This window comes from Pseudomonas sp. zfem002 (genome assembly GCF_032621685.1).
Classification (GTDB): Bacteria; Pseudomonadota; Gammaproteobacteria; order Pseudomonadales; family Pseudomonadaceae; genus Aquipseudomonas; species Aquipseudomonas japonica.
In genome coordinates this window covers 65842-81023 of the sequence record NZ_JAVYJH010000012.1, presented here as the reverse complement: position 1 = coordinate 81023, position 15182 = coordinate 65842, and the positions used below count along the sequence as shown (strand labels likewise).

Sequence of the window (15182 nt, the reverse complement as noted above, 5' to 3'; positions counted from 1 at the left end):
CCGACAAGCTCGCTCCCACAATGTAAAGCGCAATCCTGTGGGAGCGAGCTTGTCGGGACGCCGAACCGTCGCGAAGGGCCGCGAAGCGGCCCCAATGGGTTTACCTCCTCCCAGATGAATTTCCTTTAACCCGGGCCTTGCCTATTCTTTGGCACAATCGAATTTCAATTCGCCGCCCAGGTAAAAGCATGCCCCGCGTACTGACAATCGAAGACGATGCCGTCACCGGCCAGGAAATCGTCGCCGAACTCTCCAGCCATGGTCTCGACGTCGACTGGGTCGACAACGGTCGCGAAGGCCTGGCCCGCGCCATCGCCGGTGGCTACGACCTGATCACCGTCGACCGCATGCTGCCGGAAGTCGACGGCCTGACCATCGTCACCACCCTGCGCAACCTGAAGATCGCCACGCCGATCCTGATGATCAGCGCCCTCTCCGACGTCGACGAACGGGTCCGCGGCCTGCGTGCCGGCGGCGACGACTACCTGACCAAGCCGTTCGCCTCCGACGAGATGGCCGCCCGCGTCGAGGTGCTGCTGCGGCGCAACAGCGTGCCGATGACCCAGACCCGCCTGCAGGTCGCCGACCTCGAGCTGGACCTGATCAGCCATGAGGCGCGGCGCGGCGAGCAGACCCTCAACCTGCTGCCCACCGAGTACAAGCTGCTGGAATTCCTCATGCGCCATGCCGGCCAGGTGATCACCCGGATGATGATCTTCGAGGAGGTCTGGGGTTATCACTTCGACCCGGGGACCAACCTGATCGATGTGCATATCGGTCGCCTGCGCAAGAAGATCGACGCGCCCGGCCAGTCGCCGCTGATTCGCACCGTGCGAGGCTCCGGCTATGCCATTGCCGAACCCGCATAAGGGCTGGAGTTCGTCCACCAGCCGCCTGCTGGCGCTGTACAGCTTTCTCTTCGTGGCCTGGAGCAGCATCCTCATGGGGGTGCTGTACCTCGAGGTGTCCAGCTACCTGAACAAGCTGACCCGGCATTCCCTGCTGCAACGCCAGCACCTGTTCGCCCACATGAGCGGCAAGCAGCTGGACGATGCGCTGATCGCCAGCCAGGCCTTCGAGGAGCGCAGCTTCGACGCCTACGGCCTGTTCGACCGGCAATTCAACCCGCTGGGCGGGCAGATTCGCCAGATGCCCAGCGGCCTGGGCCTCGATGGCCGGATCCACGAGCTGAAACGCTGCCTCGACGCCGACGACCCGCGCCTGCCGGCGGACAGCTGCGACGGCGTGGCGCTGAAGGTGCCGGATGGCCGCTGGCTGGTGCTGGTGCGCGACAACGGCTCGCTGTTCGTGGTCACCCGGATCATCCTCCACGCCCTGCTCTGGGGCCTGTCGCTGACCATCATCCCCGGCATCGCCGGCTGGTACTGGCTCAGACGCCGACCGCTCAAGCGCATCCGCGCGATCCAGGCCACCGCCGAGCAGATCGTCGCCGGCGACCTGACCCGGCGCCTGCCGCTGTCGCCGCGGCGCGACGAACTGGACATGCTCGCCGCCATCGTCAACGCCATGCTCGACCGCATCGAACGGCTGATGCACGAGGTCAAGGGGGTCTGCGACAACATCGCCCACGACCTGCGCACCCCGCTCACACGCCTGCGCGCGCAGCTCTACCGCATCCGCCAGCAGGCCGGCGACGACGCCCCGCAGGCCGAGGCGATGGAACAGGCGATCGCCGAGACCGACACGCTGATGGCGCGCTTTCGCGGGCTGCTGCGGATCAGCGAACTGGAAGACCGCCAGCGTCGGGCCGGCTTCGTCGAGCTGCAACCGCGGGGGATTCTCGAAGAGCTGCACGATTTCTATCTGCCGCTGGCCGAAGATGGCGAGATCACCCTGCGCCTGCAGGTCGACGAGCCGCTGCCGCTGCTGTTCGGCGACCATGAACTGCTGTTCGAGGCACTGGCCAACCTGGTGGGCAACGCGATCAAGTTCACCCCGGCGGACGGCCAGGTGCGCATTGCCGCGGCAGCCGACGAAGATGGCCTGCATATCGCGGTGGAAGACAGTGGGCCGGGGATTCCGGAGGAAGAACGCGAGGCGGTGCTGAAGCGCTTCTATCGCAGTGACGAAGGGCACCGGCATGCGGGGTTCGGGCTGGGGCTGTCGATCGTCGCGGCGATCGTCGATCTGCACGGGTTCGGGCTGGAGGTGGGGCAAAGCGAGCTGGGGGGTGCCCGGCTGGTCGTGCATTGCAGGCCCCCCCTGTAGGAGCTGGCTTGCCTGCGAAAGGACCGCGCAGCGGTCCCCGACCGAGGTGAGGTCCGGGACCGCTACGCGGTCCTTCGCGGTGGTTCGTCACACGACAAGCCACGCTCCTACAACAGAGGCGTGGCAATCAGCGTGTTCAGTCAGCCAGACGCCAGGTGGTCTCGCCCTTCTTGTCTTCCAGCACCACACCCATGGCCGCCAACTGGTCGCGAATGCGGTCGGACTCGGCCCAGTTCTTCTCGGTCCGCGCCTGCAGGCGCGCCTGGATCAGCGCTTCGACCTCGGCCGCATCGACCTTGCCCTCGGCACCGGCACGCAGGAAGTCGTCGGCCTCCAGTTGCAGCACGCCGAGCAACCCGCCCAGCTCACGCAGGCGCGCCGCCAGACCGGCCGCCGCCTGCGCATCGCTGTCGCGCAGACGGTTGATTTCACGCACCAGGTCGAACAGCACGGCGCAGGCTTCCGGGGTGCCGAAGTCGTCGTTCATCGCCGCGGCGAAACGCTCGACGTAGGCCTCGCCACCCTGCGGCACCACCACCGGCAGGCCACGCAGCGCATGGTAGAAACGCTCCAGCGCACCCTTGGACTCGCGCAGGCTGTCCTCGGAGTAGTTGATGGCGCTGCGGTAGTGACTCGACACCAGCAGGTAGCGCACCACCTCCGGGTGGTACTTGTCGAGCACGTCGCGGATGGTGAAGAAGTTGTTCAGCGACTTCGACATCTTCTCGCCGTTGATGCGGATCATCCCGCAGTGCATCCACGAATTGGCGTACTGCTTGCCGGTCGCGGCCTCGCTCTGGGCAATCTCGTTCTCGTGGTGCGGGAACTCCAGGTCGCTGCCGCCACCATGGATGTCGAAGCTCTCGCCCAGGCAGCAGGTGGACATCACCGAGCACTCGATGTGCCAGCCCGGACGACCGGCGCCCCACGGCGATTCCCAGCTCGGCTCGCCCGGCTTGGCGGCCTTCCACAGGACGAAGTCCAGCGGGTCCTGCTTGGACTCGTCGACCTCGATCCGCGCACCGATGCGCAGGTCTTCGATCTTCTTGCGCGACAGCTTGCCGTAGCCGACGAACTTGCCGACCCGGTAGTACACGTCGCCGTTGCCCGGGGCGTAGGCGTAACCCTTGTCGATCAGGGTCTGGATCATCGCGTGCATGCCCGGGATGTGCTCGGTGGCACGCGGCTCCAGGTCCGGCGGGAGGATGTTCAGGCGGCGCTCGTCCTCGTGCATGGCATCGATCATGCGCGCGGTCAGGGCGTCGAACGCCTCGCCGTTTTCATTGGCGCGGTTGATGATCTTGTCGTCGATGTCGGTGATGTTGCGCACGTAGGTCAGGTCGTAGCCGCTGTAACGCAGCCAGCGGGTGACCAGGTCGAAGGCGACCATGCTGCGGCCGTGGCCCAGGTGGCAGAAGTCGTACACGGTCATGCCGCAGACGTACATGCGCACCTTGTTGCCGTCCAGCGGTTTGAACGCTTCCTTGGTCTTGCTCAGGGTGTTGTAGATGGTAAGCACGAAATTTCCTCAGCTGCCCCAGGAATCACGCAGGGACACGGTGCGGTTGAATACCGGTTGGCCTGGACGGGAGTCTTTCAGGTCGGCGCAGAAGTAGCCTTCGCGCTCGAACTGGAAGCGGTCTTCAGGCTGGGCGTTGCCCAGCGACGGCTCGGCACGACAACCACGCAGCACCTGCAGCGAATCCGGGTTGATGTTGTCGAGGAAGGTGCCGCCATCGGCGGTCTTTTCCGGGTTCGCCGCCTTGAACAGACGGTCGTACAGGCGCACTTCGCACTCGACGCTGCCCGCGGCCGGCACCCAGTGGATCACGCCCTTGACCTTGCGGCCTTCCGGGTTCTTGCCCAGGGTGTCCGGGTCGTAGGAGCAGCGCAGCTCGACGATGTTGCCGTCGGCGTCCTTGATCGCCTCGTCGGCGCGGATCACATAGCTGCCGCGCAGGCGCACTTCACCGGCCGGCTCCAGGCGCTTGTAGCCCTTGGGCGGCTCTTCCATGAAGTCGTCGCGGTCGATGTACAGCTCGCGGGCGAACGGCAGGACGCGCACGCCCATGTCTTCCTTCGGATGGCGCGGCAGTTCCAGTTGCTCGACCTGGCCTTCCGGGTAGTTGCTGATCACCACCTTCAGCGGGCGCAGCACGCACATGGCGCGCGGGGCGTTGCGGTCGAGGTCGTCGCGGATGCTGAATTCGAGCATGGACATGTCGACCACGCCGTCGGAACGGTTGGTACCGATCATCTCGCAGAAGTTGCGGATCGATGCCGGGGTGTAGCCGCGGCGGCGGAAGCCGGACAGGGTCGACATGCGCGGGTCGTCCCAGCCTTCGACGTGCTGCTCGTCCACCAGTTGCTTGAGCTTGCGCTTGCTGGTGATGGTGTAGTTCAGGTTCAGCCGGCTGAACTCGTACTGGCGTGGCGTGGCCGGCACCGGCAGCTTGGCGAGGAACCATTCGTACAGCGGACGGTGGCTTTCGAACTCCAGGGTGCAGATGGAGTGGGTGATGCCCTCGATGGCGTCCGACTGGCCGTGGGTGAAGTCGTAGTTCGGGTAGATGCACCACTTGTCACCGGTCTGGTGGTGGTGGGCATGGCGGATGCGGTAGAGGATCGGGTCGCGCAGGTTCATGTTCGGCGACGCCATGTCGATCCTGGCACGCAGGACGCGCTCGCCATCCTTGAACTCGCCGGCCTTCATGCGTGCGAACAGGTCCAGGTTCTCCTCGACGCTGCGCTCGCGGAACGGGCTGTTGCGCCCTGGCTCGGTCAGGCTGCCGCGGTATTCACGGGCCTGCTCCGGGGTCAGGTCGCAGACGTAGGCATTGCCCGACTTGATCAGGTCCACGGCCCAGTCATGCAGCTGATCGAAGTATTCCGAGGCGTAGCGCACCGGGCCGGTCCACTGGAAGCCGAGCCACTTGACGTCTTCCTGGATGGCGTCGATGTACTCCTGGTCTTCCTTGGCCGGGTTGGTGTCATCGAAGCGCAGGTGACAGGCACCGCCGAATTCCTCGGCCAGGCCGAAGTTCACGCAGATCGACTTGGCATGGCCGATGTGCAGGTAACCGTTGGGCTCTGGGGGGAAACGGGTGACGATGCTGCTGTGCTTGCCCGAGTCCAGGTCGGCCTGCACGATCGGGCGCAGGAAGTTGACGGGGACGGCGGGCGCGCCTTTGGCGGCATTGGGAGCGGTGTCAGCAGTGGGCTTGCTCATAGGATCCTTGGAATTCCGGTGTTCGGCCCGGGTAGGCCGCGTCAAACAAAGCGCTTATCATAGCCGAAGCCGTCGCGCCGCCGACAGCACCGCGCCGACAAACCGGCGCTAATATCGGCGGCGCATGGCAAAAAAATCATCGCGATGAACGTATCGCCGACGTCCTGCCGGGCGTCAGGGTCTGTAACGTGCGAGCGCACCCTTCTTTTCCCCTGCCTTGAGAGAGCGAATTCCAGCATGGCCAAAGTCAAACTGAGCACCAACCACGGCGACATCGTCCTGCAACTGGACAGCGTAAAAGCCCCGAAAACCGTGGAAAACTTCGTCCAGTACGTGAAAGAAGGCCACTACGACGGCACCATCTTCCACCGTGTGATCAAGGGCTTCATGATCCAGGGCGGCGGTTTCGACCAGAACATGAAGCAGAAAGGCACCCGCAACAGCATCCAGAACGAAGCCGACAACGGCCTGCCGAACAACAAGTTCTCCATCGCCATGGCGCGCACCCAGGAGCCGCATTCGGCCTCGGCGCAGTTCTTCATCAACGCCAGCGACAACGACTTCCTCAACCACAGCGGCAAGAACATCCAGGGCTGGGGCTATGCGGTGTTCGGCGAAGTGATCGAAGGCAAGGAAGTGGTCCAGGCCATCGAAGGCGTCGCCACCGGCTCGCGCTCCGGCCACCAGGACGTGCCGAAGGACGACGTGGTCATCGAGAAAGCCGAGATCATTGAGTGATCCTGCTGATCTCCGATCTGCATCTGCAAGAAGAACGCCCGGACATCACCCGGGCGTTTCTTGATCTGCTGGCCACCCGCGGTCGTGCCGCGCAGGCCCTGTACATTCTCGGCGACTTCTTCGAAGCCTGGATCGGCGACGACGGCATGACGCCGTTCCAGGCGTCCATCTGCCAGGCCCTGCGCGCGCTGAGCGACAGCGGCACGCAGGTGCTGCTGATGCACGGCAACCGCGACTTCCTCATCGGCAAGGCCTTCTGCAAGGCCGCCGGCTGCACCCTGCTCAAGGACCCGTGCGTGGTCGAGCTGGGCGGCGAGCCGGTGCTGCTGATGCATGGCGACAGCCTGTGCACCCGCGACGTCGCCTACATGAAGCTGCGCCGCACCCTGCGCAACCCGCTGAGCCTGTGGATCCTGCGTCACCTGCCGCTGTCCACGCGGCGCAAGCTGGCGCGCAAGCTGCGCAGCGAGAGCAAGGCGCAGACGCGCATGAAGGCCAACGACATCATCGACGTCACCGCCGAGGAAGTGCCGCGGGTCATGCAGCGCTACGGCGTGCACACCCTGGTCCACGGCCATACCCACCGCCCGGCGATCCACAAGCTGACCCTCGACGATGGCAGAGCCGGCCGGCGTATCGTGCTGGGCGACTGGGACCGTCAGGGCTGGGCCCTGCAGGTGGACGAACAGGGCTTCCAGCTGGCCCCGTTCGATTTCGTCTAGAGTCCCCGCCGCCTGAAGGTTTCCGACGGCAACTCGCCGAAGCGCTGGCGATAGCCCTCGGAAAACCGCCCCAGGTGCATGAATCCGTAATCCATCGCCAGTTCGGTGACGCTGCGCACCGCGCACGTCGGATCGCTCAGGCATTGCTGCAGGCGCTCGAACTTGCGCTGCAGCACGTACTGCTTGGGCGTGGTGCCCAGTTGCCGGTCGAACAGCGCATAGAACGAGCGCAGGCTCATGTTGGCCTGCTCGGCGAGGACCTCGGCCGGCAGCTCCAACTTCAGGTTGCGCTCGATGTAGTCGAGGATCCGCTCCAGGCTGGCGCCGTGCGAACCCAGGCTTTCGCGGCGGATATTGGTGCTCGGCAGGGTCAGCAGCTTGCTCGCCAGGATCTGGCTGTAGTGCCCCTGCACCCGTGGCAGCGGATCACTGGCTTCCGCCTCCTGGCAGACCATGGCCAGCAGGCTGACGAAACCTTCCAGCTCATCCAGCCGGTAATGATTGCGCAGGAAGCGCACGCCACTGCTGGGGCGCTGCCAGCGCTGCTCGTCGCACAGGGTGTCGAGCAGGCGGGTGGGCACCTTGAGGATGAATTTCTCGCAGTCCTGCGAGTAGGTCAGGTCCACCGGTTCGTCCGGGTTGATCAGCAGCAGCTCGCCCGGCAGGAGGTAGCGCTCGCTTTGGCTGCCACGGCGCCACAGGCAGTTGCCGTTGAGCAGGACCTGCAGGTGATAGATGCTCTCCAGCGCCGGCGAGGTGACCCGCACGCTGCCGCCGTAGCTGATGCGGCACAGGTCCAGTTCGGCGAACTTGCGGTGGCTCAGGCTGGCCTGGGGATGAGTGCTGCGCGACAGGCCGATGCAGTGCTGGCCCACGTGCCGGTTGACGTAGTCGGACACGGCGTAGGGGTCGGCACGGTGGAACACGCTACTGCGCTCGCTCAGCAGGCGGCTTTCCATAGGCAAGGCACTCGTTGTCGTTATTGTTCTGGCGCCGCTGCCTGCCGCGCGGGGCGCGGCGGCGACGGTCGTTCACGGTGGTTCGATTCTAGCGCGTGGCCGGTTTTTTCCGTCGGCAGGCGACCATCGGCGAATAGCCTCAACACTAAGCCCCACCCGCGGGTGGGGCAATGTCGGCCGACGAAAGTCGTGCGGATAACGGACAGGCCGACGGCCGCCGCGTGCGATCAGCGCACAGTCTCAGAACAGTTGCCACGTATAGCTCAGGATCAGGCGGTTCTCGTCGATATCGCTTCGATAGTTCGAGCGTGCCATGGCATTGCGTACACGGATGCCCAGGCCCTTCAGCACGCCGCTCTGCACCGCGTAGGTGAGGTCCAGGTCGCGCTCGCGGTCCTTGCCTTCGAAGCCCTGGCCGGTGCTGACGTTGTCGCCGCTGATATAGCGCACCGAGGCGGTCAGGCCGGGAATGCCGAGGGCGACGAAGTTGTAGTCGTAGCGCAGCTGGTACGAGCGTTCGTCGGTGTAGGCGAACTCGTAGGTCGGCACCTCGTTGCCCAGCGGGGTGATATTGGCGAAGACCCGCGGGAACGGGCTGTCGCCATGCATCGCCTGGTACCCGGCGTACAGCGTGTGGCCGCCATGCCGGGCGCTGAACAGGGAGAAGAATGCCTGGTTGTCGATGCGCCCGAGCAAGGCCTCGCCCTCCTCCTTCGCGCTGAACCAGCCGAGGTTGGCGCCCAGCACCCAGGCCCCCAACGGCTGGCTGTGCTTGAGGCCGACGAAGCCCTGGCGGTAGATGTCCTCGAGCTGCCCGTACCACAGGCTGGCGCTGCTCTGGCCGCCATTGAAGGCGTAGTCGCCGCCCAGGTAATCGAAGGCGTCGCTGGTGGCCTGGCGCTGTGGCACATGGCCGAGCATCGCCATCATCTTGCCGTCGCCGGCCTCGTTGCGCAGGTGGGTCGAGCGCAGGTGCCCGGCCTGCACGGTCAGGCCGGCGATCTCGCTGGAGCTCAGGCTGATGCCCTGGTAGCTCGGGGGCAACAGGCGGATATCGCTGAAGCTCAGCACCGGCAGGTTGGGCTGCAGCTCGCCGACGCGCAGTTCGCTCTGCGCCAGGCGCAGCTTCAGGGTCGGCGCCAGGCGGCTGTACTCGCTGGCGGCACGGCCATCGCCGTGCACCGGCAACAGGCCGGTGTTGACCCGATCCGGGCTGCTGTCCAGGCGCACGCCGAGCAGGCCCAGGGCATCCACGCCGACACCGATCGGGCCGGGGGTGTAGCCGGACTTGAAATCGAGGATGAAGCCCTGGGCCCACTCCTCCGCCTTCGATTGCTGGCTGGCGCCGACGATGTCGGAGAAATCGCGGCTGAAGTAGTAGTTGCGGGCGCCGAGGCTGGCCTTGGCATCCTCGAAGAAGCCGTGTTCGGCGGCCAGCAGGGGTTGGCTGAGCAGGCTGATGCCCAGCATGACGCAAGGGGTGTGGTTCATTCCGAAGCTCTCTTGATCTTGTTGTTATGGGTAAGGCGCTGGAATACGGGGCGGGTCGAACGTGGCGAATCTCCTTCAGTTGTCGCGGCGCAGGGCCGCACCGGGTTGGGGTTTGCGCAGGCGCAACAGGCCGTGGGCGACGAGGCCGAACAGCAGGCCCCAGAAGGCTGCCGACAGACCAAGGAAGGACACCCCGGAAGCGCTCACCAGGAAGGTGAACAGGCCGGCATCGCGCTCCGTCGGCTCGGCCAGGCTGCGGCTCAGCGCCTCGCTGATCGCGCCGTACAGGGCCAGGCCGGCCAGGGCGGCGATCAGCGCGGCGGGAAAGGCGGCGAACAGCGCCATCAGGGTCGCGCCGGCGATGCCCAGCAGCAGGTACAGGGCGCTGCCGGACAGTGCGGCGATATAGCGCCGACGCGGGTCTTCGTGGGCTTCGCGCCCGGTGCACAGGCTGGCGGTGACCGCCGCGAGATTCAGGCCATGGCAGCCGAACGGCGCAAGGAGGATGCCGCCGATGGCACTGGCGCTGATCAGCGGGCTGGCCGGGGTGCGGTAGCCGGCGCTGCGCAGCACCGCCATGCCCGGCATGAACTGGCCGGTCAGCGCCACCAGCACCAGCGGCAGGGCCAGGCTGAACAGCGCCGACAGGCTGAACTGCGGGCTGACCAGCTGCGGCGAGGCCAGCGCCACGACCAGTGCTTCGCTGCGAAACTGCCCGCTGGCCACCGTCACCAGCGCGCCCACCAGCAGCACCGCCGCCACCGCGTAGCGTGGCTGCAGCCGGCGCATCGCCACGTAGCTGACGAACATCGCCGCGACCAGCAGCGGCTGCACCGGCAAGGCGCGGAATACCTCGATGCCGAAGCTGAACAGGATGCCGGCCTGCATGCCCGCGGCGATGGCGCCTGGCAGACGGGCAATGAGGCGGTCGAAGGCGCCGCTGAGGCCGATCGCCAGGAGGATCAGGTTGGCCAGCAGATAGGCACCCACCGCCTGCTCCAGGCCCAGTTGCGGCAGTGCGCTGACCAGCAGCGCGGAGCCGGGGATGGACCAGGCGATCACCACCGGGACGCGGTAATGCAGGCTGAGGACCGCGCCCAGCACAGCGCTGCCCAGGGACACCGCCCAGACCCAGGAGGACAGCTGGTCGTGGGACAGACCGGCGGCCTCGGCGGCATGGAAGATGAGCACCAGCGGACCGGCATAGGAAATCATCGTGGCGATCAGGCCGGCGATGACGGCGGACAGGGAGCAGTCCTTGATCAGGGTGGGCATGATGGGTGCTCGCAAGGGGTTGGCCGGCGCCCGGCTCTGGTTGTGGTGTCGCCCCGATCGCGGGCAATGCCCGCTCCCACAAGGTCCGCGTACACCGCAGAAACCTGTGGGGGCCAGCTTACCGGCGATGAGGCCGGCACTGTCGATCAGGCCTCTTGCAACGCCCGCGGCCGTTTGCTGCGCGCTTCGGCATCACCATCCACGGCCTGCTGCAGATGGAAATCGAACACCAGCTCGGCATACCGCCCCGCCACACCGCGCGCACCGTCCTCGCGGAACACCACCTCACCCACCAGCCCGTCGCGGGTGGCATAGGCGAAGTCGTCCCACAGGTACTGGTCCCCGGACAGGTTGATCTGGGTGGTCAGGTGCCGGTGTCCCGGCGCCGAGATGAAGAAGTGCACATGGGCCGGACGCTGGCCATGCCGGCCGAGCAGGTCCAGGCATTCCTGGGTCGGGCCCTGCGGGTCACAGCCATAGCCGGACGGCACGATGCTGCGCGCGCGGTAGCGCCCGTCGCGGTCGGTGACGATGCGCCGACGCAGGTTGTACGCCGACTGGCTCTGGTCGAAGAACGAATAGGTGCCACGGGTATTGGCATGCCACAGGTCCACCGTGGCCCCCGCCAGCGGCCGCCCCTGGGGATCGAACACCCGGCCTTCGAGGAACATCGGCGTGGCGACCTGCTCTTCGCTGCCGTCGTCCATGCGCACCTGGCCCTCGGCCAGTGGCGCGCCGGCCACGTACAGCGGTCCCTCGATGGTCCGCGGGGTACCGCCGCTCAGGCCGGCCTGGAGGTCCTTGGCGTCCTGCAGCAGGTCGAGGAAATGCTCGATGCCCAGTCCCGCCACCAGCAGCCCGGCCTCGCCACGGCCACCGAGGCGGTTGAGGTAATCGACGGCATGCCAGAACTCGTCCTCGCTGATCTCCAGGTCTTCGATCAGGCGCGCGGTGTCCTGCAGGATGCGCTGCACGATGCGCTTCAGGCGCGGGCTGCCTTCGTCGTTGCGAAAGCCTGCGGCTTCTTCGAAGAACGCCTGGAGGGCGGGGGTCTGGGAAATCGTCACGGTCATGATTGCGGTCCTCTTGTGTTTTCTTGAAATGGGGGTAGCGCCCGACACCCGTCAGGACGAGGCAGCCGGCAACACCGCCGCACGCCGGCCGCTGGCCAGGTGCACGGCCATGGCCAGCGCGGCGACGGCGCCAGGGATGGCGAAAGCGAGGAAGTTCAGTTGCAGCGGCAGTTGCATGCCCATCAGCACGCCGCCCAGCAGCGGCCCGACGATGGCGCCGTTGCGGCCGATGCCGGAGGCCCAGCCAAGGCCGGTGGAACGCACCGACAGGCCATACAGCTGGGCCGCGCCGGCATACAGGAGGATCTGCGTGCCAATGGTGGTGGCGCCGGCGATGAAGATCAGCAGGTACAGCACCGGCATCGGGCTGTTGACCCCGAGCAGGCTGATCGACAGCGCCGCGCCGAGGAAGAACGCCACCTTGACCTTGACCAGGTTGTAGCGGTCGCCCAGCCAGCCACCGAGGATGGCCCCGGCCATGCCGCCGAAGTTCAGCGCGAGCAGGAACGACAGGCTCGAACCCAGGCTGTAGCCGGCGTTGGCCATCAGCTTGGGCAGCCAGGAACTGAGGGCATAGACCATCAGCAGGCAGCAGAAGAACGCCAGCCACAGGGCCAGGGTGCGCACCGCCAGGCCGTCGCGGAACAGTTCCAGCACCGAGGTGCCCTTGCCCTTGCGTTCGACGGCCTGGAGCTGGTCATCGGCCTGCACATCGCACTGCGGATCGAGGCGCTTGAGCAGCATCCGCGCCTCTTCCGTGCGGCCCTGGCGCACCAGGAAACCGATGGACTCCGGCAGGTAATGCAGGATCACCGGCAACAGCAGCAACGGCAGCGCGGCGACGAAGAACATCGACTCCCAGCCAAAGCGCGGCAACAGGAAGATGCCGACCCCGGCCGAAAGCATGCCGCCCAGCGAGTAGCCGCTGAACATGATCGCCACCAGGGTGCTGCGCAAACGCTTGGGTGCGTACTCGTTCATCAGTGCCACGGCGTTGGGCATCAGGCCGCCGCAGCCGAGCCCGGCGATGAAGCGGTAGATGCCGAACTCGCCGGGGCTGCTGGCGAAGCCGTTGAGGATGGTCGCCCCGGAGAACAGCGCGAAGCAGATGGCGATGCCTTTCTTGCGCCCGATGCGGTCGGCCAGGCTGCCGAAGGCCAGGGCGCCGAACATCATGCCGAACAGCGCGTAGCTGCCCAGGGCTCCGGCCTGCAGTGGCGTCAGGCCCCATTCCTTCATGATCACCGGCAGCACCACGCCGTAGATGAACAGGTCGTAGCCGTCGAAGATCAGCAGCAGGCCGCACCAGGCCATGACCATCCAGTGGAAGGGAGAAAAGCGTGCGTTATCGATGATCGGGTGGATATCCAGGGTTCGCATGGCATCTGTCTCGGTTGTTTTTGTTGTTCGAGGAAAACCTTGCCGGGGGCGGCGCTCAGCCGAGGTCGCCACCGCCTACCGGCAGGGTCGTGCCGGTGATGTACGACGCCTCGTCGGAGGCCAGGAAAAGGATCGCGCCGACCTGTTCGTCGATGCTGCCGTAGCGGTTCATAAAGCTGCTGGACAGGGTCTGGTCGACGATCTGCTGGTACCAGGCCTGCTCGTCCGCGCTCTGCTCGGCGGCGTTGCGCGGGATGCGCCGCGGTGGCGCCTCGGTGCCGCCGGGGGCGGTGGCGTTGACGCGGATGCCGCGCCCGGCGGTCTCGAAGGCCAGGCACGCGGTGAGCGCGTTGACCCCGCCCTTGGCCGCGCCATAGGGCACGCGGTTGACGCCGCGGGTGGCGATGGACGAGACGTTGACGATGGCGCCGCTGCCGCGTTCGAGCATGTATGGCAGTGCCGCGTGGCAGCACCACAGGGTGGGGAACAGCGAGCGGCGCACCTCGGCCTCGATCTGTGCCACCTCGTAGTGCTCGAAGGGCTTGGCCCAGATGGTGCCGCCGACGTTGTTGACGAGGATGTCGAGCTGGCCGAAGGTCTCTACCGCCGTGGCCATGACCCGGGCGCAGTCGTCGTGCTGTTCGAGGTCGGCGGTGAGGGTCAGCATGCCCTCCCCGGCCAGTTCGTGGACCAGTTCGGAACGGTCCACCGCCACCACCTTCGCGCCCTCGGCCTTGAGCCGCCAGCACACGCCGCGGCCGATGCCCTGGGCGGCACCGGTGACCAGGGCGACCTTGTCTTGGAATCTGTTGTTCATGTTCATCTCCTGAATCTGCTGTGTACCCACCAGCCGCGCGCGCTCCTGTAGGAGCTGGCTTGCCTGCGAAGGCCTGCAAAGCAGGCCCGAATCCTGAGTCCGGGTTTTGCCTGACACACCACACAGGATGGTTTTGGGACCGCTACGCGGTCCTTCGCAGTGGTTCGTCACACGACAAGCCAGCTCCTACAAAAGCCGAGTGCCAAGCCAGCCTGGCGTCAGGCTGCCGCCGCGAACTTCTCGAAGTAGAAATTCACCGGCTCGATCCCCTGCTCACCGAGGTACCGGCTCACCGCCTCGACCATCGGCGGCGGCCCGCACAGGTACACATCGACATCGCCATCGTTCAGGTGGCCCGGCTCGATGTGCTGGGTGACATAGCCCTTCTGCGGGTACTGGCTCTCGGGATTGGCCACGCAGGCGCTGAAGGTGAAGCCGGGAATCCGCGCGGCGAAGTCGTGCAGGCGCTCCAGCTCGACCAGGTCGAAATCGTTGGTGACTCCGTAGATCAGGTGCAGCGGATGCGCGCTGCCCTGCTCGGCGATCTTCTCCAGCATCGCGGTAAACGGCGCCAGCCCGGTGCCCCCGGCCAGCAACAGCAGCGGCCGCTGGATCGGGCGCAGGTAGAAACTGCCCAGCGGCCCGGCCAGGGTCATCGGGTCGCCGGCCTTGGCCAGGCCGGTGAGGAAGCTGCTCATCAGGCCACCCGGCACGTTGCGGATCAGGAAGCTGACCTCGCCGTCGCGCTGCAGCGAACTGAAGGAATAGGCCCGGCTCTGCGCGCTGCCCGGCACCTGCAGATTGACGTACTGCCCCGGCAGGAAGGCCAGGCGATTCAGGGCTTCGCCCTTGATCGACAGGGCGATGGTGCTGGCGGAGAGCTGGCGCACGTCGCTGATGGCCGCCTCGAAACTGGCCTGCTCGGTCTTGCACAGCTGCGACGACGCCGGGATGCGCACCACGCAGTCGCTCTCGGCGCGCATCTGGCAGGTGAGCACGTAGCCACGGGCGATTTCGTCCTCGCTCAGGGCATCCTCGATGAAGTTGTCGCCGAGGTCGTAGCGCCCGGACTCGGCCTGGCACTTGCAGGTACCGCAGGCGCCGTCGCGGCAGTCCAGGGGGATGTTGATGCCCTGGCGATAGGCGGCGTCGGCCACGGTCTCGTGACCTTCGGCGTGGATGAAACGGGTGACCCCGTCCTCGAAATTCAGTGCGATCTGGAAGCTCATGTGGCACCTCGCGGGCGAAGCGCGGCACGGCGCGCCTCAG

Annotated in this window: 13 protein-coding genes; 4 read left to right on the top strand and 9 right to left on the bottom strand. The window is 66.3% G+C overall.

Annotated features, from left to right (window positions below; translation table 11 throughout):
• Nucleotides 1-188: 188 nt before the first annotated feature.
• Entirely contained in the window at nucleotides 189-869 is a 681-nt protein-coding gene (locus RTI28_RS15380) for a response regulator transcription factor (RefSeq protein ID WP_316921231.1), read from the top strand.
• The gene (locus RTI28_RS15375; protein WP_316921230.1) at nucleotides 847-2229 is read left to right on the top strand and encodes a HAMP domain-containing sensor histidine kinase; all 1383 of its coding nucleotides are present in this window, start codon (nucleotides 847-849) and stop codon (nucleotides 2227-2229) included. Before RTI28_RS15380 ends, RTI28_RS15375 begins: the two co-directional genes overlap by 23 nt.
• Nucleotides 2230-2365: 136 nt before the next feature.
• On the opposite strand, the gene cysS is transcribed toward RTI28_RS15375, so the two are convergent.
• Together cysS and RTI28_RS15365 are read right to left on the bottom strand one after the other, a co-directional pair.
• Nucleotides 2366-3748 (bottom strand): cysteine--tRNA ligase, encoded by a 1383-nt coding sequence (gene cysS / locus RTI28_RS15370; RefSeq protein ID WP_316921229.1) that lies wholly within the window; start codon nucleotides 3746-3748, stop codon nucleotides 2366-2368.
• A 9-nt stretch (nucleotides 3749-3757) separates the two neighbouring features.
• A complete protein-coding gene (locus RTI28_RS15365; protein WP_316921228.1) occupies nucleotides 3758-5458 on the bottom strand; it encodes a glutamine--tRNA ligase/YqeY domain fusion protein in 1701 nt (566 codons plus the stop codon).
• Between the two features lie 237 nt (nucleotides 5459-5695).
• On the opposite strand from RTI28_RS15365, the gene RTI28_RS15360 reads away from it, so the two are divergent.
• Together RTI28_RS15360 and lpxH are read left to right on the top strand one after the other, a co-directional pair.
• Nucleotides 5696-6196, top strand: a complete 501-nt coding sequence (locus RTI28_RS15360; protein WP_316921227.1) for a peptidylprolyl isomerase — start codon at nucleotides 5696-5698, stop codon at nucleotides 6194-6196.
• The gene (gene lpxH / locus RTI28_RS15355; RefSeq protein ID WP_316921226.1) at nucleotides 6193-6918 is read left to right on the top strand and encodes a UDP-2,3-diacylglucosamine diphosphatase; all 726 of its coding nucleotides are present in this window, start codon (nucleotides 6193-6195) and stop codon (nucleotides 6916-6918) included. Before RTI28_RS15360 ends, lpxH begins: the two co-directional genes overlap by 4 nt.
• On the opposite strand, the gene RTI28_RS15350 is transcribed toward lpxH, so the two are convergent.
• From RTI28_RS15350 to benC, 7 genes are all read right to left on the bottom strand, one after another.
• Nucleotides 6915-7877, bottom strand: coding sequence for an AraC family transcriptional regulator (locus RTI28_RS15350; protein WP_316921225.1), 963 nt, complete (start codon nucleotides 7875-7877; stop codon nucleotides 6915-6917). The two genes, lpxH and RTI28_RS15350, sit on opposite strands and share 4 nt — an antisense overlap.
• 240 nt (nucleotides 7878-8117) lie before the next feature.
• Nucleotides 8118-9368 (bottom strand): OprD family porin, encoded by a 1251-nt coding sequence (locus RTI28_RS15345; RefSeq protein ID WP_316921224.1) that lies wholly within the window; start codon nucleotides 9366-9368, stop codon nucleotides 8118-8120.
• Between the two features lie 75 nt (nucleotides 9369-9443).
• Nucleotides 9444-10643 carry a benzoate/H(+) symporter BenE family transporter gene (locus tag RTI28_RS15340; RefSeq protein ID WP_316921223.1) on the bottom strand — a complete coding sequence of 400 codons (1200 nt, stop codon included), beginning with the start codon at nucleotides 10641-10643 and terminating at the stop codon, nucleotides 9444-9446.
• 146 nt (nucleotides 10644-10789) lie between these two features.
• Complete coding sequence (gene catA / locus RTI28_RS15335; protein ID WP_316921222.1) at nucleotides 10790-11716, bottom strand: catechol 1,2-dioxygenase; 927 nt, start codon at nucleotides 11714-11716, stop codon at nucleotides 10790-10792.
• A 51-nt stretch (nucleotides 11717-11767) separates the two neighbouring features.
• Entirely contained in the window at nucleotides 11768-13096 is a 1329-nt protein-coding gene (locus RTI28_RS15330) for an aromatic acid/H+ symport family MFS transporter (protein WP_316921221.1), read from the bottom strand.
• Nucleotides 13097-13151: 55 nt separating this feature from the next.
• Nucleotides 13152-13913 carry a 1,6-dihydroxycyclohexa-2,4-diene-1-carboxylate dehydrogenase gene (locus RTI28_RS15325; protein ID WP_316921220.1) on the bottom strand — a complete coding sequence of 254 codons (762 nt, stop codon included), beginning with the start codon at nucleotides 13911-13913 and terminating at the stop codon, nucleotides 13152-13154.
• 218 nt (nucleotides 13914-14131) lie between these two features.
• Entirely contained in the window at nucleotides 14132-15142 is a 1011-nt protein-coding gene (gene benC, locus RTI28_RS15320; RefSeq protein WP_316921219.1) for a benzoate 1,2-dioxygenase electron transfer component BenC, read from the bottom strand.
• Between the last annotated feature and the right edge of the window lie 40 nt (nucleotides 15143-15182).